The 17,550-nt window shown below is 61.0% G+C and carries 15 protein-coding genes and 1 pseudogene; 2 read left to right on the top strand and 14 right to left on the bottom strand.

The window, feature by feature from the left end; genetic code table 11:
* Positions 1–143: 143 nt before the first annotated feature.
* The 12 genes and pseudogenes from CD58_RS12820 to CD58_RS31215 form a co-directional block, all read right to left on the bottom strand.
* On the bottom strand, positions 144–1,115 hold the full coding sequence (locus tag CD58_RS12820; RefSeq protein WP_025213395.1) for a D-2-hydroxyacid dehydrogenase family protein: 972 nt from the start codon (positions 1,113–1,115) through the stop codon (positions 144–146).
* An 11-nt stretch (positions 1,116–1,126) separates the two neighbouring features.
* Positions 1,127–2,158 (bottom strand): alpha/beta fold hydrolase, encoded by a 1,032-nt coding sequence (locus tag CD58_RS12825; RefSeq protein WP_025213396.1) that lies wholly within the window; start codon positions 2,156–2,158, stop codon positions 1,127–1,129.
* 86 nt (positions 2,159–2,244) lie between these two features.
* Complete coding sequence (locus CD58_RS12830) at positions 2,245–2,679, bottom strand: YqaA family protein (protein ID WP_025213397.1); 435 nt, start codon at positions 2,677–2,679, stop codon at positions 2,245–2,247.
* Positions 2,679–3,125, bottom strand: coding sequence for a DUF411 domain-containing protein (locus tag CD58_RS12835; protein ID WP_025213398.1), 447 nt, complete (start codon positions 3,123–3,125; stop codon positions 2,679–2,681). Before CD58_RS12835 ends, CD58_RS12830 begins: the two co-directional genes overlap by 1 nt.
* A gap of 156 nt (positions 3,126–3,281) precedes the next feature.
* Positions 3,282–4,127, bottom strand: coding sequence for a methyl-accepting chemotaxis protein (locus CD58_RS31850; RefSeq protein ID WP_419178836.1), 846 nt, complete (start codon positions 4,125–4,127; stop codon positions 3,282–3,284).
* A gap of 12 nt (positions 4,128–4,139) precedes the next feature.
* Positions 4,140–5,276: pseudogene (locus CD58_RS31855) on the bottom strand (cache domain-containing protein); the annotation flags it as partial.
* A gap of 197 nt (positions 5,277–5,473) precedes the next feature.
* Positions 5,474–6,418: a GNAT family N-acetyltransferase gene (locus tag CD58_RS12845; protein WP_025213400.1), complete on the bottom strand. Its 945-nt coding sequence runs from the start codon at positions 6,416–6,418 to the stop codon at positions 5,474–5,476.
* Complete coding sequence (locus tag CD58_RS12850; RefSeq protein ID WP_025213401.1) at positions 6,415–7,689, bottom strand: phenylacetate--CoA ligase family protein; 1,275 nt, start codon at positions 7,687–7,689, stop codon at positions 6,415–6,417. The genes CD58_RS12845 and CD58_RS12850 overlap by 4 nt, the downstream gene beginning before the upstream one ends.
* Positions 7,690–7,744: 55 nt before the next feature.
* Positions 7,745–10,156, bottom strand: coding sequence for an acyl-CoA reductase (locus CD58_RS12855; RefSeq protein ID WP_025213402.1), 2,412 nt, complete (start codon positions 10,154–10,156; stop codon positions 7,745–7,747).
* 1 nt (position 10,157) lies between these two features.
* A complete protein-coding gene (locus CD58_RS12860; protein WP_025213403.1) occupies positions 10,158–11,285 on the bottom strand; it encodes an acyl-protein synthase in 1,128 nt (375 codons plus the stop codon).
* 29 nt (positions 11,286–11,314) lie between these two features.
* Positions 11,315–12,550, bottom strand: a complete 1,236-nt coding sequence (locus CD58_RS12865; protein ID WP_025213404.1) for an MdfA family multidrug efflux MFS transporter — start codon at positions 12,548–12,550, stop codon at positions 11,315–11,317.
* A 325-nt stretch (positions 12,551–12,875) separates the two neighbouring features.
* Positions 12,876–13,013 carry a hypothetical protein gene (locus CD58_RS31215; RefSeq protein WP_200868913.1) on the bottom strand — a complete coding sequence of 46 codons (138 nt, stop codon included), beginning with the start codon at positions 13,011–13,013 and terminating at the stop codon, positions 12,876–12,878.
* A gap of 150 nt (positions 13,014–13,163) precedes the next feature.
* Between CD58_RS31215 and CD58_RS12875 the strand changes: the two genes are divergently transcribed.
* Positions 13,164–13,352, top strand: a complete 189-nt coding sequence (locus tag CD58_RS12875; protein WP_025213405.1) for a hypothetical protein — start codon at positions 13,164–13,166, stop codon at positions 13,350–13,352.
* A 9-nt stretch (positions 13,353–13,361) separates the two neighbouring features.
* Here CD58_RS12875 and CD58_RS12880 read toward each other — a convergent pair whose 3' ends face one another.
* Positions 13,362–13,742 (bottom strand): fe2+ zn2+ uptake regulation protein, encoded by a 381-nt coding sequence (locus CD58_RS12880; protein WP_025213406.1) that lies wholly within the window; start codon positions 13,740–13,742, stop codon positions 13,362–13,364.
* 287 nt (positions 13,743–14,029) lie between these two features.
* On the opposite strand from CD58_RS12880, the gene CD58_RS12885 reads away from it, so the two are divergent.
* Positions 14,030–16,378, top strand: coding sequence for an acylase (locus CD58_RS12885; protein WP_025213407.1), 2,349 nt, complete (start codon positions 14,030–14,032; stop codon positions 16,376–16,378).
* A 48-nt stretch (positions 16,379–16,426) separates the two neighbouring features.
* Here the strand turns inward: CD58_RS12885 and CD58_RS12890 are convergent, their stop codons facing one another.
* Positions 16,427–17,431, bottom strand: a complete 1,005-nt coding sequence (locus CD58_RS12890) for a FecR family protein (protein WP_025213408.1) — start codon at positions 17,429–17,431, stop codon at positions 16,427–16,429.
* Positions 17,432–17,550 lie beyond the last annotated feature (119 nt).

Genomic DNA, 17,550 nt, shown 5'->3' on the forward strand with positions numbered 1-17,550 from the left:
CAGCGAGCCTAGGCGAGGTGCCGAGTGGTGGGGCAAGAGCGTTTTGTTTACTTTTCGCCGGGCCGCGCAGGCTTCTCAAAAGTGAGCCGCTGTAAGAGCGGAACCGCCGGTAGCCGTTACCGAAAAACGGATATACACACGAACTATAAACCCCCGGGGGCCGCCGTCAGCAACCGAATCGGCTTCCCCCCCGCCCAAGCCAACAGATCCTCAATCATCAACGAATAGAACTGCTGATAATTCTGCCGGCTGACATAACCCACATGCGGCGTGGCCAGCACGTTATCCAAGGTCCGGAACGGGTGCTCGGAGGGCAAGGGCTCCTGGGCGAACACGTCCAGCGCGGCGCCCGCCAGGCGCTTGTGCTGGAGGGCCTCGATCAGGGCGGGCTCATCGACGATCGGCCCGCGCGCGGTATTGACCAGCAACGCCTCGGGTTTCATCCAGCCCAGTGCCTGGGCATCCACCAGGCCGCGGGTGCGTTCGCTGAGCACCAAATGGACCGAGAGAATGTCGGCCTGCTCGAACAGTGCCTGCTTGCTGACGTAGGTCACGCCGGCTTCAGCGGCTTTTTCAGCGGTGAGGTTCTGGCTCCAGGCGATCACCCGCATGCCGAACACCTGGCCGAACTGCGCCACCCGTGTACCGATGCTCCCCAGGCCGAGGATCGCCAGGGTCTTGCCGTGCAGATCACCCCCCAAACCTTGCTGCCACAAGCCAGCGCGCAGGGCATTGGCTTCCTGCACCAGGTTGCGGGTCAGGGCCATGACCAGCGCCCAGGTCAACTCGGGAGCGGCGTGCTTATAGCTGTCGGTACCGCACACCTGGATGCCCAGCTCGGCGGCGGTTTTGAGGTCCAGGGCGGCATTGCGCATGCCGCCGGTGAGCAACAGCTTGAGGTTCGGCAGGCGCCGCAGCAGGCCTTCGTCGAACACAGTGCGTTCACGCATCACACAGATCACCTCAAAGCGCTGCAAGCGCTCGGCGAGGGTGTCGCGGTCGGCGGGAAAGTCGTGCACAAAGGTCACCTGGCCGATGCTGTCCAGCACCGACCAGTCCACTACGTCCCGTGCTACGTCTTGCCAATCGTCGATGACTGCTATTTGCACCGCCATGGAACACCTCGTCAGGGAATGGGTTTGTCCAGCCAGCCCAGCAAGGCCCGATGGAACCGGTCCGGCTCTTCCATCTGCGGGGCATGCCCCAGATTGGGGAACTCCACCAGGGTCGAGCGCGGAATCAGTTGGGCAACCTGCTTGCCCAGCACCTCATAACGGCCCAGTTTGGCTTTCACCGCCGGCGGCGCGATATCGCTGCCGATGGCGGTGGTGTCAGAGGTGCCGATCAGCAGCAAGGTGGGCACTGCCAGGTCTTTGAACTCGTAATAGACCGGCTGGGTGAAGATCATGTCGTAGATCAGCGCCGAGTTCCACGCCACTTGCGTATGGCCAGGCCCCTTGTTCAGCCCGGCGAGCATGTCCACCCAGCGTTCGAATTCCGGCTTCCAGCGGCCGCCGTAATACGTAGTGCGCTCGTAATTGCGAATGCCGTCGGCGCTGAGTTTCAGCTCACGCTCGTACCACTGGTCCACGGTGCGGTAGGGCACGCCGAGGGCTTTCCAGTCCTCCAGGCCGATGGGGTTGACCATCGCCAGGCGTTCGACCTGATCGGGAAATTGCAAGGCATAGCGGGTGGCGAGCATGCCGCCGGTGGAGTGCCCCACCACGATGGCTTTCTGCACACCGAGGGCCTTGAGCAGGGCCTGGGTGTTGCTTGCCAGTTGCTGGAAGCTGTACTGGTAGTGGTCCGGCTTGCTCGATGTGCAGAAGCCGATCTGGTCCGGGGCTATCACCCGGTAGCCGGCCTCGCTGAGGGTCTTGATCGAGTCGCCCCAGGTCGCGGCGCAGAAGTTTTTGCCGTGCATCAACACCACGCTGCGGCCATTGACCTTGCCTTGGGCCGGCACGTCCATGTAGCCCATCTGCAACGATTGGCCCTGGGACTGGAGGGCGAAGTGCTTGAGGGTATACGGATATTCGAACCCCTGGAGTTCCGGGCCATAGGCCGGGCCTTCAGGCGGATTGGCGGCCTGGGCGAGCAGGGGCAGGGCGGCGGTCAGGAACAGGCTGGGCAACCAGCGAGCGGTGGAACGCGACATGGTCAACTCTCCTTGGGCATCCGGCCGATCCTGGGACGGCCCGATTATGGCGACATTAACCACAGGCAACCGAACGGCCCGAACGTTCAACCCATCCAGCCCAGGGTCGCGAGCGCGAGCGCGCCGTAGCGCAGGCCCTTGGCAAGGGTCACGATCAGCAGAAAGCGCCGCCAGGGTTCGCCCATGACCCCTGCCACCAGGGTCAGCGGGTCGCCAATGATCGGTACCCAACTGAGCAGCAGCGACCAACGTCCATAGCGTCGATAATGCACGCGGGCCTTGTCCAGGTGGACGGGGCTGATGGGGAACCAGCGACGGCCCTTGAACTGCTCCAGGCGTGTGCCCAGCCACCAGTTCACCAGCGAGCCCAGCACATTGCCCAGCGTGGCGACCGCCAGCAACAGCCAGGGCGCATAGCGGTCGCTGAGCAACAGGCCCACCAACAGCGCTTCCGATTGCAGGGGTAACAAGGTCGCCGCCCCGAAGGCGGCCAGGAACAACCCGATGTAAGCCTCGCCCATCAGTGGGCCGGGTAATCCGCCACAACGGTTTGAGTCCCGTCTTTTTTCAGGCCGATCACTTGGTACGCATCGCTCATGCCATCCATTTCCATGCCGGGCGAGCCCATGGGCATGCCGGGCGCGGCCACACCAAGCAGGTCATTGCGTTTGCTCAACGCCAGCACCTGGTCGGCCGGGACGTGGCCTTCGACGAATTTTCCGTTGATTTCGGCGGTATGGCAGGAGCGCAGGTTCGGCGCCACGCCCAGGCGTTGCTTGACCGAACTCATGTCGGCCTCGACATGGTCGTTGACCTTGAAGCCGTTTTCTTGCAGATGCGAGATCCACTTTTTGCAGCAGCCGCAATTGGCATCACGGTGCACGTCGATGGTGACCGGTTCGGCGGCCTGGGCCAGGGTGGTCATGAACAGGGCGCTCAGGGCGAGCAAGTGCAGGGGCTTGGCCATGGGGAGGTCTCTTATCGAACGATTCGGAGGGAGGATAACAGAGTAGCGAGGGCGGGCTGACAGGGGGCTGAGGCGGGGATTACAGAATTGTCAGGTTGGTAGGACGAATACAGTCCTGTGGGAGCAAGCTTGCTCCCACAGGGGGATGGTGAAGCTTTAGCGAACCTTGAACCGCCCCATGATTGCATTCACTCGGCTGTTGGCGTCCAGTAGCTGGCGGGTGTTGTTCTCGCTGGCCAGGCCGCTTTCCACCAGTTCCTCCACCATGTGGCGGATCTGCACCATGCTGCGGTTGATCTCCTCGGTCACGGCGCTTTGTTGCTCGGCGGCGGTGGCGATCTGGGTGCTCAGGCTGTTGATCTGGCTGACGGAGCCCGCCATTTCATCCAGGCCCGAGTTCACGCGGGAGGTGGCGTCGGCGGCCGACTGACAACTGGCCTGGGTGTTTTCCATGGCCAAGACCGACGAACTTACACCCTGGGTCAGGCGGGTCAGCATTTCGTTGATTTCCGAGGTGCTGGCCTGGGTGCGGGCGGCGAGGGCGCGAACTTCGTCGGCCACGACCGCGAAGCCACGACCTTGCTCACCGGCCCGGGCCGCTTCGATGGCGGCGTTGAGGGCCAACAGGTTGGTCTGCCCGGCGATGGCACCGATGACACCGAGGATCTCTGTAATGCGATGAGCGTCCTGCTGCATGCTTTCGACCTTGCGGGTGGCGCTGGCCACTTCATCGATCAACGCCACCACGCTATTGGATGCCTCGCCAACCACCACGCGAGAACGATCGGCATGCTCGTTGGCGCGCTGGGTGAACGCCGCGGTTTCGGCAGCATTGTGCGCGACACTTTCCGCCGTGGAGCTCATTTCGGTAATGGCTGTCACGGTCTGGTCGGTTTCCGAGGCGTGCCGCATCAGGATTTCGCTGGTGTGGGCCGAAGTCCGTTGCAGGTTATCCAGGCTCGATGCCATGGCGCCGGTGGCCTGGGTGACTTCGCCGATCATGTCTTGCAGGTAAGCGATAAACCGGTTGACCGAGTGGCCAATGGCCCCCAGCTCGTCCTCGGCACGAATGGTAATGCGTCGGGTCAGGTCGGCATCCCCCGTGGACAACGAGTCGATGTTGCCTTTGAGGACTTTCATGCGGTGGGTCAACTGACGGATCGCGTACAGCTGCATCAATACCAGCAGGATGACCATCGGGATTTGCAACAGGCTCAGGGTGCTCAGGACGTCGTCGCGCTGGGCGGTGATCAGGCGGGTGGGCAAGGCGGTAGCCAGGAACCACGGCGAACCCTCGATAGGCCGCATGAAAAACGTGCTTGCTTCGCCCTTGTTGTCGAATTCAACCCGTTGCAGTGGCTGGTCGCGTTTGGCCAGGCCTGCCTTGACCTGAGCGGCAAACGGCGAGGTGGCCGCCAGTTCGCTGATGTTCTTGAGCACGATCGGGCCGCTGATGCGCGAACTGTTGCTGATGATCTTGCCGTCGCCTTCGACGATCAGCATCTCGGCGCTCAGGTCCGCTTCCTTGCGCGCGACCAGTTCGTTGAAGAAGCCCAGGGTCACGTCGATGGTGGAAACGCCATACGGCACGCCGTTTTTCTGGATGGCCATGGCGCAGTTGGTACGGGGTTCGGCGCTGGCGTCATCCTTATACGCAGCGGCCCAGGCGCATTTGCCGGCAGGGGTGGCCATGCCGCCCTTGTGCCAGGGTTGTTCGTAATAGTTCGGCGCGGCGTCGCTGTTCCAGAAGGTATTGACCACCAGTTTGCCGGAGGCGTCGCGGTGCCAGAACGTGCTGAACTTGCTACGTCCCTCAGCACGCTGGTTGGGCAATGGCCAGATCCCGCCACCGAAAACTTTCAGTTCACCATATTGGTCGACAAGCCCGGGCAGCACTTTGTCAATGGCATCGCTGTCGAGCAGCGGGATGGTCTGGGTAATGCTGCGTTGTTGCGCCTGCACCTTGTTCAGTTCGCCCTGGATTTGCTCGGCGACCTCGGCGATACGGTTGAGCGCCACTTGCTCTTCGGTCTGGCGCAGCTTGGGCGCGACCAGATAACTGATGCCGACGACGGTCAGGATGGACAGCACCAACATGAAGAGAACCAAGAACAGCGTATAGCGTGCCTGAATGGTGCGGAATGCGGGCATGGAGTGTCCTTCACGAAGGCGTCTTTCGGGAGCAGGCACAATGGCCCGATTTTGTTTTTTATCGGCCTGTGGCTACAGAGCTTGAATGTTGCATCGGTCGCGAAAGCTACCGTCGATCGGGAGAAATCGCGGCCTGCAGCGGCGATCTCCCGTTACTTCGGCGCAAATGTTTCGTCCAGAGAACCTGCTTTATGTCGTCAAGCCGCCGAGTTTGCCTGCGCGCCCCTCCATGTCTGAGCGTGAGCCTGCAATCCATCGTGCAGCCGTTGCATCGGTTCCGAGTGCAAGCGGAGGCTGCGAGCCAAGGCGCCGCGGTGAAACAGAGCCTGCCAACCCGGGTCGCTTTCTGCGGGCATCATCCCGGTGAAGATGAAACCCGCGGCCATTAACCGCCGGCAGTCATCGGCGAACGACTGGCGAAGCCCGAGCCGCACTGACAGTGGCCAATGGGCCGGTAGACCTTGCAATTGCCTGGCCAGGCGGCGGTCCATGCTCGCGGCCACAATGTCGATACGCCCGGGCAGTTGCCTGACTTGCAACGGCTGTACCGATGCCGGGGTCTCGATGGTCGTGGTTCCGAACCTCGATGCCAGCGGCTCCATCAGCCATTGGCATGTCGCGGGCCACCGCAGGTGTGGCAGCGGCCGACGCTGGCCGCTGATCACCTGACAGCCGACGATAATGGTTTCGGCCTGGGCACTGGCGAACGGCGAGGGCACGTAGTCGGGGAGCAGGCCGGTGTCATGGAATCCCAGCTGTTGTGCCAACCGTTGGCTGAAGGGATGGCTGGTGACTTGCTTGATCGACAGCCTGGCCAGGCCAAGGTCCTGGCAGCGGTCAAGTAATCGCTGGCCCAGTCGGGTGGCAATCCCGGCACCTTGCAGCGCCGGGTCTACCGCCATCAACGCCAGCTCGGCGTCTGAAGGGCTGGCAAACCCTCGGCACAGCGCGGCATGGCCGACCACTTGCTCGCCCAGCACCGCGACCATGGAACGCCAATGTTGCTGTGCGTTGTACTGGCAAATCATCCGCGGCAAATACACGTCCGGCGAGACATAGTGGTCGCCGTACACCCGTCGAAATAACTCGCTGATCCCGGCACCGTCCGTGGGCCTGAACGGCCTGATGACCAAGGCGCTCATCCGGCGCGCCTCGCGGCCATCAGGCCATAGACCCGACGGTCGACGATCGGCAGATGTTTGCCCGAGCGTGGGTGCCGTGTCAGCGCTTGCGCGCTACAGGCCTGAACGGCCAGTCCGAGTTGATCGAGGCCCGGATACTGTTCGGTCAGCGCGGCTTTAAGGGCATCGGAGAGAGACTCGCAAGCCGTCGCGTGTTCGCCGGGCACCCATTGGAGCGTGACATGATCGTTATTTACGACATGCTCGATGATCAATTGCCATTGCACATCGCCGGTAATGCGCCGGGTGATGTCGCTGATGTGCTGTGGGAACAGCGAAAGAACGCCGACCCGCACCCGCTGGCTTTGGGCGCTTCGTCCCTGCAGGGCGAATTTGCGCCGTGGGGTGCCGGCAGGTTCGCGCCAACAGGCCCTGTCCCCGACCGGGTAACGCACGATAGGCATCAGCGTGCGGGTGAAGTTGGTGACCACCAGATCGCCGCAGCGATCACATTCTTCAATCACTTCTCCACTGGTTTCATCGATAATTTCCAGCCGGGTCTGCTCGTCGAAGACGCGATGCTCACCCAATTCGCAATCCGGTTCGCTGGCGCCCACCAGCCCGGCATCCACACTCGCATAACCGATGGATGCGAAATGTGCCTGTGGAAATGCACGGCGTAACGTTGGAAGCTGCCTTTCGAACAGTTGCTCACCACCAAACAGGACGGTGGTAATGCTCGGCAACGTTCGCCCCAATTGATTCAAGTGACTGGCAAACGCCAGGAGGTGGGCAGGCACGCCGGCCAGTACATTGATGCGGTGCCCATTGACGGCATCGGTCAGTCCGTCAAGATCCGCCGACCCGGTGAATGGAAATTCGGTTATAGCCACATCGACACTGCAGAGGGCACCATGAATAAACAGAAAACTGGCGTACAGGTCACCTGAGAAAAACAGATTGGCAATTCGATCGCCGGCCTTCAATTGAGCCGACAGACTGCGACCGAAGCAGTCAAGCATCAGTTGCCATTCAGCGTGCGTATAGACCGACAGTTTCCCTTGACTGGTGGTACCACCGGTTTTAAAAACCAGCGCGTCTTTTACTGGGGTGGTCAATACTTCCCACTTATCCAGGTCTTGACCACCCACCCAGTAATTCTTGACATCGGCGATGGGTAAGTCTTCCAGCGTGCATCCCTGCGCTGGCAAATGCCTCAAGGTGTTTTGGTAATAGGTTGAATGCGTTCGGATATGGGCCAGCCATTGTTCGAAGGGTAAAGAAGTGCTCATCAGGATTCTCTCAGGGCTTTAAAGTCCGCTTATTCATTTACAGGCAAATAAACAATCAAGCGGATATTCTGGAGTCGATCACCAGCGGGACTTTGCCGCTGTGTTTGTTATGTTCGAAGTGTTCGACCGGACAGGATTGGACTTCCAGTGTCAGCAGTGCAGCACCGACTGAAGTGGACACCGGCAGAAGGCCGAGCACTTTGCGCCGCACTGTTTGCGCGTCGCCATCGACGCGAATCAGCAGGCGCTCACAGCCACTCTCGTCGTAGTCCAACACGATTTGAATAGCCACTTGCGCAAGTTCGGCAAGCTCCCGGGTATTGATGAATTCCGTACCGATGCGCACCAGGCGGCCGTGACGCTCGCGCAGCTCGAACCTGGGTGATTCAAGGCCGCAGGGGCAGGGCGCCGCCAGCCAGCGGCCGCAATCGCCGACCTCATAGCGCCGAAGAGGCTGCGCCTGACGTATACGGGAAGTGAAAAGCAGGCGCCCGGTTTCCCCTGCACCCACCGCAATGTCCTGTTCCAGGTCGACGATTTCCAGGTGCTGGATGTCATCCATGAGATGGAAGATGCCATCGTCACTGGCGGAGCAGGCGTGGCCCAAGGGACCGGCATCCACGCTGCCGTAGATGGCTGAGCGAATGCTGGTGACCCCACAATCCTCAAGCAACTGCCGGGCGCCTTGTCCCAGGTGCTCGCCACCCAGCAGAATTTTGCGAACGCCCCCGTAGGATCGCAGGATGGGGCGCTGGCTGGAAAACAGACGCTGCAAGGTACTCGGCATGCCGATCAGCGTGTTGACGCCATGGGTGGCGATCATCTGTGCGATTTCGTTGAAGTCATCATCGTTCGGTGCGCCCATGGGGTAGTGCACGACATTCATCTGTTCGAGTATTTTCGAGAAGCTGAAAAAGCCGCCATAGAGGTTGCCGCCATAAAACAGATTCATGACCCGGTCCCGTGCCGGATCCAGCCCCGCAGCGCGCAGCCCGTCGGCGGCGGCGCGCATGTGGCGGTCGAAATCGCGATAGCTGAAGGGCGACAGCACGGGGACGCCGCTGCTGCCACCGGAGCGGAAAAACAATTGCGCTTGGGGGGCCGCTGGCAGCGCGAGGAAAGCGGCCTTGTCCATGATCGGTGTCGAGGCACTAACCGACAGCGCGGCAGGGGGAGCATCCAGCGTCACGCGATGACTCGCGACGCCCGGCTCAAGGCCGACCGACACCCGGCGGCTCAAGCGTTGCAGCGCATAGACGCCGTCGTGAGGTTCGCCGTCATAGCCCTGCTGAATGGCTCCGATTGGCGCAATGCGGGTCACTCCGGCGGTGATCAGGCAGCGGGCCAGCCCCGGGACGTGTTCCGGCTCACAGATCAGTGCGCAGCTCTGTAATACGTTTCGCCACGGCAGCAGGGTTTCGGTGATCAGCCCTTGGGGCACCGGCCGTAACAGCAGCGTGCGGAACAGCGGCGACGGCAACAGGTCGCGGTGATGTTCCCAGAGGATGCGCCAGCCATCACCGGCCCAGACCTGACCGGTCTGTCCGGCGAAACTCTGGTCCAGCCGGGCCAATGCCGTTCGGGTCGTGATCTCGCAGGCTTCGGCGGCGGTGGTCGCCAGGGCGGGCCACTGCCCGGCCCGTCGCTCGAATGCGGCGGCCAGGGCGTTGCCCAATGCCTGCATTTGAGCAGGCTCGTCGCTGTCCACCAGCAGCCATTGCGGGCTGGAGCAGGCTTGTTGATCGAGCACGCAGATTTCGTCCACCAGCCTATCCAGCGCTTGCGGGCTGGCGGCGAGCGGCGTGACATAGGCGAAGCTGATGCGATGGCCCCAGTCGATCCAGCGGCAGCCGCTTGGAATCTGTTCGCGCATGGCCTTGAGCGCCGTCTCGCCACCCCAGGCGCTGACACCCTGGGCCAGGGCGAAGAGACGGCCGTTCTCGTGATAGGGCACCGGCAACACCGCCAGGTAGTCACGCAGTCGGCCAGTGGGGTCGCACTCGAGGAAAGCCGCCAGCAACCGCGCCGTCAGGTCGCCATCGCGGGTGCTCGGTCGCAGCCAGTTGATATTACCCGCCAGCAGGCTTTCCAACGCCGCACAGAATGCCAGCAGCGGTGCGTTGCCTGGCGTGACATGCACCACCAGCCCCAAGGGCTGCCAGCTTTCGAACGGACCGTCGCGATAGTCGATTCGCCGCAGCGAGCGTGGGTCAGGCCCCAGCTCCCGCTCGAGTTTCAGACTCAGGTGCTTGCGTTCGCAAAAGGCAATCAGCGCCTGGCGCTGATCCTCATCGAGGATCGGAACTTGCCCTTGGCGCCGCAGTTTTTCAGCGAACGCCTCGGCGCAATCGAGCACCCTGTCGCTATGGGGTGCCGAGGCCAGGAGGGCGGGCAGTTGTGCTTGCAGGCGATCAAGCGCCTGGTCGAAAGTCAGGTTCGCGTGCAGTAGGCCATTGACGAGATACATATCAATCCTCCTTGATCAGTTCGGCGGCAGCCATGGCGCAGCTTCGGCTGGCACTGGTGCCAGCCCGGCCATGCAGCTCGAACCATTGAGTGGCCGAGCCGCACTCGCAGTCGGCGGGGTGTAGGGTCGCCAGGTCGCTCATCACCACGGCATGGGCGGGGCTGGAAGAGATGTAAGGTGAAACGAAGGACAGCAACCCGGCCTCGCCGAGGGGCTGCACGCTGAAGTCCGAGGGATGGCGCACGAAGACTTTCGAATAGATCGGCACGTGAAACCGGTGGTGCGCACATTCGATGTAGGGCACTGCGTGCTCGACGGCGCCGTAACCGTCGCGGCACCGATGGGCCTCGATGCCCAGTTGCCGGGTGATACGTTCATAGACCTGAAGACGGGGCATTTCCTGGGCCACCTGGTTTTTCCAGCCGCCCCCCAAAAACACCAGCGAGGCGGGTGCCAGTTTCAAGTCCGCAATGCCTGTGTCGGTCATGCGTTCAAGGACATGCCATAGCAGCGCCGGAAAGCCAAAGATCCTGACCGGCAGGCCTTCTTCGGCGAATTCCTGCAAGGCGCGGATCACGCCGAAAACGTCGAGCTCATGCGCTTTTCCAGTGCGCCGCAGGGCATAAACGACGCGATTGGCCGGGGCGAAACGGCACAGGAACTGATCGGTATACGCCGTGCCGAGACGATTGGCCGGCTCCGGCTCATGGCTCAACAACAGGTAGTTACAGGGCGAGTCAGTCGTGGTCCAGCCGTAGTGGTCAAAGATGCGTGCCACCATTCCCTGGGCCGCTGCCATGCTGCGCTCGTCATAGCGCATGCGGCTTTTCTGGCCACTGGTGCCGGAGGACGTGAGCTCCAGCGCGTTCTCGGCGGTCGGGCTGAGCAGCATCCGCTGCTTGAAGTAGCTGGCATAGATGGGCGGGAGGAGTGACCAGTCAGTCAAATGCTCCAGGTCTTGGGCCGCAACGCCGTTGGCGTTGAGCCAGTCTTCGTAGCCCGGGGTGTGGTGGCTATGGAACAAGCTGATCTCAGCCATTGCCCGATCGAACAACCCGGGGGGAATCGATTCGGGGCTGTAGGGCTGGGGCAACGCACACAGTGCATCGGCGTGGGGGAAATGACTCATCGGGTAGCTTTCCTCAAGGAGCGGCGAATTCAAACGTGAGCGACCGGTTGCGACATGAACAGGCGCAACGCAACAAGACAGCTGAGCCCGGCGATGCCGGCCATCAAGGCAAACGCTTCCAGATTTGCCCCGGCACCTAACAGCGCCAGGAGCGAGCCTGCTGCGCTCATCACGGCGATGGAAATCATCCCGACCATGGCCGAGACCAGTCCTTTGCTGTCGTCGCTGGCGAACAGGGCCAAGCGATACAGCGCCGCGTTGCCCATGCCGAGCCCTAGGGCGTACAGCGACAGGCCGCTGACCAGGGTGGGGAGGGAAAGGTGAAACTGGCTGGCAGCCACCAGTGCGATAAGGCCAGTGCACAAGGGCCACAGGCTGTAGCGGAGCACACCGCGTACGCCAACTCGGCCTACCATCGCGTTGAGCAAAAGATTGCCGAGGATCACGGCGGCGAAAACCGGGATCTGCCACAGCCCATACACCAGCGGTGACAGGCCCAGGCCCTGGATCAGCAGCAGGGGCGACAGGCCGATCCAGGCGATCAGCGGCAGGCTCATCAGGCCCAGCGCCACGCTGGCCGCCATGAATCCGACCTGGCCCAGCAGCGCGCCATAGCGCCTGATCAGCCTGCGCAACTGGACCGGCTCCAGTACCGGCGATTGACCGGGGAAGTGCGTCGGGCCAGGGTTTTGCGGCATGAACCTCCACAAGGCCAGCCAGCTCACCGACCCAAGGCCGGCCAGCAGTACAAACAGCTCGCGCCAGGACAGCCATTGCAACAACACGCCACCCAACAACGGCCCTAGCAAGGGAGAGAGAAGCGCGAGGTTGCCCAACAACGCCATGACTTTCACGGCATCCGCTTCGCAGAACATCTCCTGTATGGCCGGATAGCTGACCGCGATCACGAAACCCAGGCCCATGCCCTGGATCAAGCGGAGCCCATTGAACCCCTGCATGTCGGTGACCTGGGTGATCGCTGCACACGCCAATACAAATCCGGCACAACCGGCGAGCATGAACGGACGACGGCCATGGCGATCCGACAAGGGACCGATCAGCCAAGGCAACAGCACGCCTCCCAACAGATACAGATTGAAGGCATGGGGAATCTGGTCCGCAGGCGCATCGAGTTCCTGAGTCACCGCGAGCATGGCAGGCATGACCAAATCACTGGCCATATAAGTTAATAGTTCGAATAGGGCGATCGCCAGGCAAAAGCCTGTTAATCGTATTGACGAGAGAGCGGTCGGCAAGTTTTGCATAGTACCCAGCGTTAGTTTTCGTTAAGAAGGTCAGTACTTCTTATTCGAGAATACGTGGGTGTGATTCAGGAAGTGTGATGGGCACTCTTGACCTAATGTTTCAAGAGTTGAGTTTTTGTTGCCGAAAAAGTTAGCAGTTTGGTTGCAAGAAGTGTTGCCCGGTGTTTGCGAATGAAATATGACTGATTGCTGTAAGAAAAATGCCCGCCAAGAGGCGGACATTTCTATTTGGATGTCGGATTTAATCGGGTGGGTATGCCATTTGGTAGAGGCATCAGTCGCCTTGGGCGTTAATGCGTGTCAGGCGGCGTCGTCAGAGAAACCCCTAGCGGTGCACGTCAAAACCCGGCCCGCCACGACGATCATGCCGATCACCATGATCCCTGTCGTGAGGGAAAAAGAGGCAGCCACTCAAGGTCAGGATGGCCAGCAGGGGAAGCAACAGGGTCATGCGACGAAACATACATAATTCCTCATGATTAACCGCCGTGGTTGCGCGGATGCGCTCCTTCGGCTGTACCATGGGACCCCGATCCTTGCCCCTCATCCCAAAAACACGGTATGAGCCTGGCAAGCATTCGGACACAGAACGGATACATTCAGGAAATTGGCAATGACTCATTCGCAACGCTTGAAATACTCGATTCTGATCGTCCTCGTTGTCCTGGCAATCATGCTGGGACTGTCCTGGATGCAGAACAACGGCATGATCAGCGAACAGCTGTTTCAATACATCGCCATTGCCGTGGCGGTCATCGTGGTGGTGATCAACGGCGTGATGCGGCGCAAGGTCAAATCCTGAACGTCGATCTCATTCTCCCGCCGTGAGCACACTCATGGCGCTGGGGTGCAGGCAGTAGCTCTTGTCGGGATTGAGGGTGACGACGCCCTCGCTGCACAAGCGCTTCAACACCTCGCGCACGCTGAGAAAGGACAATGGAATGTCCAGTCCCAGCAATTGACTGTGCACGCCCCGCACACCCAGGCAGCGGTCCTCATCGGCGGCCCTGAGCAATGCGTCGATGACTTTGAGACGAATCAAACTGGTCCTGAGCCCGTAGCTTTTGAGCAAACGCCTGATGTGTTCATTGCCGCCTCGTTCTGCTGAGCTGCCGAACACGCTGTTCGTGGCGCTCATCGAGACGCCGGTCGATCTTGACTTACCGTCCATTGGCAGTTGCGTGTCATGCATGCAAAAACTCCATCAGAAAAGGTCAAAAAAATGCTCTCCTGTAATAGGACGAACGAGGACGACCAATCATGAGGGCCCTGAGGTGAAAAAAATGTCTGGGCGCCTCATTCCCTCGCCGGAAAGCCGCTGACAAGCCATTAATTTTTTTTCATCCGGTTCGTTTTTAGGGAAGGCACATCCCGCTTCAGTACGCGGCATGTGATTTTCCAGGCGGGCCACATGTGTGTGTTATGTCGTACCGGCAGCCGTCCTGGTTCTGAAGGTTTCGATCAGGAGTGAACGTAAGAATGTCCGGTCAGTTATCGAGGATTGGCCTCGCAGGCGTGTTTTTTGGGGTGAGCCTGGGGCTCAGCCCCGTTGCCAGCGCTCAAGGCGATGCAGGGCAGGCCAGTGCCGAGATCGGTCGCACCCGTTTTGGCGTGCCCCATATCCAGGCTCAGGACGAACGTGGGCTGGGGTACGGCATCGGCTATGCGTACGCCCAGGATAATCTTTGCCTGTTGGCCAATGAAATCGTTACGGTCAACGGCCAGCGCTCCCGTTATTTCGGGCCTGAACAGGTCACGGTCGAGCAGCGGGAGAACCGCGTCAGCGATCTGTTTTTCAGTTGGCTCAACACGCCGCAAGCGGTGTCCGGCTTTTGGCAGGCCCAGACGCCAGAAGTGCAGCAACTGGTCGAAGGCTACGTGGCGGGTTACAACCGCGCGTTGGCAGAGCGCAAAGCCAAAGGCCTGCCCGAGCAATGCGCGAGCGAGTGGGTGCGGCCGATCACGGCGTTGGACCTGGTCAAGTTGACCCGGCGCCTGTTGGTGGAAGGCGGTGTCGGTCAGTTCGCCGAAGCCCTGGCCGGAGCGCAGCCGCCCAAGGCGACGGCACTTACTGGCGTTGCACCGTCGAGCTTTGCAGTCGCGTCGACCCGACAGCAACGTTTCGCTCTGGAGCGCGGTAGCAATGCACTGGCCATCGGCAGCGAGCGTTCGTTCAACGGTCGCGGGATGTTACTGGCGAACCCGCATTTTCCGTGGCTGGGTGGCATGCGCTTTTATCAGATGCACTTGACCATTCCCGGCAAACTGGACGTCATGGGCGCGGCCTTGCCCGGCCTGCCGCTGATCAATATCGGTTTCAGCCGGCACCTGGCCTGGACCCACACCGTCGACACCTCCAAGCACTTCACCCTGTACCGCCTGCAGCTCGATCCGAAGGATCCAACCCGCTACCTGCTCGATGGCCAGTCTGTGCCGATGAGCCAGCAGGCGGTCACGGTGGAGGTCAAGCAACCCGACGGTCAGGTGAAAACGATTTCTCGCGTGGTCTACGGCTCGCAGTTCGGTCCTGTCGTGCAATGGCCCGACCGTCTGGACTGGGACACTCGGTTCGCCTACAGCCTGCGGGACGCCAACCTGGAAAACGATCGGGTGTTGGCCCAGTGGTACGCCATGAACAAGGCCGTCACGCTCAAGGATTTGCAGGATACGGTCCATGAGATCCAAGGCATTCCCTGGGTCAATACCCTGGCGGTGGACGACCAGGGGCAAAGCCTCTACATGAATCTGTCGGTGGTGCCGAACGTCGATAACGCCAAGCTGGCCCGGTGCAGTGACCCCAGGGCCGGGCTGAAAATGATCGTGCTGGATGGCTCGCGCAGTGAATGCGCCTGGGACATCGATGCCAACGCCGCGCAAAAAGGCATCTACGCCGCCGACAAGCTTCCGCAGCTGCTGCGCCGCGATTATGTGCAGAATTCCAACGATTCCGCCTGGATGGTCAACCCTTCGCAACCTCTGTCCGGCTATTCGCCGTTGATCAGCCAGCAAGACCAGCCGCTGGGCCTGCGCTCACGTTTTGCCCTGGACCGGCTGGGCAGGCTGGCCAAAGGCGGGCCGGTGAAGGTGGAGGATTTGCAGCGCATGGTCATGGACGACCAGGTTTACCTGGCTGACCAAGTGATGCCAGACCTGCTCGGTTTTTGTGCCGGTGACCTGGGGCCCAATGCCTCGTCATTGCTCGAGGTCTGTAGCCGCCTCAAGGCTTGGGATCGCACCGCGGGCCTGGACAGCGGGCTGGGGTTCATTCATTTCCAGTACATCATGCAGCGGTTGCAGGCTGTGCCGGATTCATGGCGTGTCGCGTTCGATCCGAAGGACCCGCAACATACCCCCCGGGGCCTGGCGATTGAGCGGGTGCCTGTGCTGAAGGCGCTGCACGAAGCCATGCTGGCCTCGGTGGACGCGGTGAAGGCGGCCGGCTTGACGAAAGACAGCCGCTGGCAAGACGTTCAGGTTGCCAGCAGCGGTGCTCGCCAAACGCCCATCCACGGCGGACCGGGGGAGCTGGGCATCTATAACGCGATCCAGAGCGTGCCGGGCGCGAACGGTAAGCGGGAGGTGGTCAGCGGTACCAGCTATCTGCAAATGGTGACGTTTGACGACAAAGGCCCCCAGGCCCAGGGCTTGTTGGCATTTTCTATCTCTAGCGACCCGGCATCGCCTTACTCGGCCGACCAGACCCAGGCCTTTTCGAAGAAACAGTGGAGTGTGCTGCCATTCACCGAGCAGCAGATCAAGGCCGATCCGAACTATCAGGCTTTGATTATCCGGGAGCGTGATGACGCGGGCAGGGTGGTGACGCAATAACCGCTGTCGTCATCGATAAAGCCGCGACCCGAACGGGTGGCGGCTTTTTCAGTTATGGGCTGGCTGTTGGCCGATAGAGTTGAGGACCGGGTTGCCGTCCTTGTTGCGCGTCAGATAAACCGGCAGGACTTTGGACAGCGAAGGCACCAGGTTATGCACTTCGTTGAGGTTGTAGATACCGCCGATACGCAGGGCGCCGGTGCTGTTATCGGCCAACATGACGGGATGATCGAGGTAGCGGTTGATCAGCGGCAGCGCCTCGCTCAGGGCAAGGTTATCCAGCACCAGCTTGCCGTTGCGCCATGCCAGCGAGCTGTCATTGGGATCGATCTCGCGAATCTGCGGTTGGTAGTCGCCAGCTTTGTAGCTCGCCTGCATGCCCGGCGAAAGTGGTGAGCCGTTACTGGCGAGGGCCTGGTTGCTGGTCACCCAGACCGAGCCCTCCACCAGCGTGACCCGCACTTGGTCCTGGTACATCCATACGTTGAAACGCGTGCCGGTCACGCGCACTTGGCCCTGGCCCGCACGAACGATGAATGGGTGCTGTGTGTCATGGCTGACGTCGAAAAACGCCTCGCCCTTTTTCAGCGTAACCCGGCGCTCATTTTTGTAGTTGGCATAGACCAGCTCACTGCCCAGGTTGAGTTCTACCTGGCTGCCGTCGCTCAGGGTGATGTGGCGTACGCTCGCGCCGGCTTCGAAGTGTTGGTACGAATTGGCAACCCAGCCCAGGTTCCAGCCCGTGAAAGCAGCCAAGGGCAAGCCCAACGCAAATACCGTCGCCGCGACAGCCAACCGGCTCCAGCGTGACCGAGGCCGGGATGCTGGAGTGGCCGGGGCCACCGTTTCGACCCGGGGCAGATGATCGGCAACGGCCCATATTTCCAGCATGGCTTCGTATTCGAAGGCGTGCAACGGATCGGCATCGTGCCATTGCTTAAACGCCAGCCGTTCGGTTTCCGTGCAGTCAACCGCATGCAAACGCATGCACCAATGGGCGGCTGCATCGGTAATGGCGTCGTATTCAGCTTCCGAGAGTGTAGGTTCGGTCATTGACTCTTCCTGGTTTGCCGCATTCTAACCTTCGGCATGACCTGCCGAGAACAACCATCATGGCGTTTGCACATCAAATGAGCCTGTTTTTTCGGTCAAAGGCTCAAACACCGATATGT

Source organism: Pseudomonas brassicacearum, from assembly GCF_000585995.1.
In the GTDB taxonomy this organism is placed as follows: Bacteria; Pseudomonadota; Gammaproteobacteria; order Pseudomonadales; family Pseudomonadaceae; genus Aquipseudomonas; species Aquipseudomonas brassicacearum_A.

Coding starts and splice junctions, on each gene's coding strand:
- CD58_RS12820 (WP_025213395.1), bottom strand. CDS start 1,115: ATGGCGGTGCAAATAGCAGTCATCGACGATTGGCAAGACGTAGCACGG.
- CD58_RS12825 (WP_025213396.1), bottom strand. CDS start 2,158: ATGTCGCGTTCCACCGCTCGCTGGTTGCCCAGCCTGTTCCTGACCGCC.
- CD58_RS12830 (WP_025213397.1), bottom strand. CDS start 2,679: ATGGGCGAGGCTTACATCGGGTTGTTCCTGGCCGCCTTCGGGGCGGCG.
- CD58_RS12835 (WP_025213398.1), bottom strand. CDS start 3,125: ATGGCCAAGCCCCTGCACTTGCTCGCCCTGAGCGCCCTGTTCATGACC.
- CD58_RS31850 (WP_419178836.1), bottom strand. CDS start 4,127: ATGATCGGCGAAGTCACCCAGGCCACCGGCGCCATGGCATCGAGCCTG.
- CD58_RS12845 (WP_025213400.1), bottom strand. CDS start 6,418: ATGAGCGCCTTGGTCATCAGGCCGTTCAGGCCCACGGACGGTGCCGGG.
- CD58_RS12850 (WP_025213401.1), bottom strand. CDS start 7,689: ATGAGCACTTCTTTACCCTTCGAACAATGGCTGGCCCATATCCGAACG.
- CD58_RS12855 (WP_025213402.1), bottom strand. CDS start 10,156: ATGTATCTCGTCAATGGCCTACTGCACGCGAACCTGACTTTCGACCAG.
- CD58_RS12860 (WP_025213403.1), bottom strand. CDS start 11,285: ATGAGTCATTTCCCCCACGCCGATGCACTGTGTGCGTTGCCCCAGCCC.
- CD58_RS12865 (WP_025213404.1), bottom strand. CDS start 12,550: ATGCAAAACTTGCCGACCGCTCTCTCGTCAATACGATTAACAGGCTTT.
- CD58_RS31215 (WP_200868913.1), bottom strand. CDS start 13,013: ATGTTTCGTCGCATGACCCTGTTGCTTCCCCTGCTGGCCATCCTGACC.
- CD58_RS12875 (WP_025213405.1), top strand. CDS start 13,164: ATGACTCATTCGCAACGCTTGAAATACTCGATTCTGATCGTCCTCGTT.
- CD58_RS12880 (WP_025213406.1), bottom strand. CDS start 13,742: ATGCATGACACGCAACTGCCAATGGACGGTAAGTCAAGATCGACCGGC.
- CD58_RS12885 (WP_025213407.1), top strand. CDS start 14,030: ATGTCCGGTCAGTTATCGAGGATTGGCCTCGCAGGCGTGTTTTTTGGG.
- CD58_RS12890 (WP_025213408.1), bottom strand. CDS start 17,431: ATGACCGAACCTACACTCTCGGAAGCTGAATACGACGCCATTACCGAT.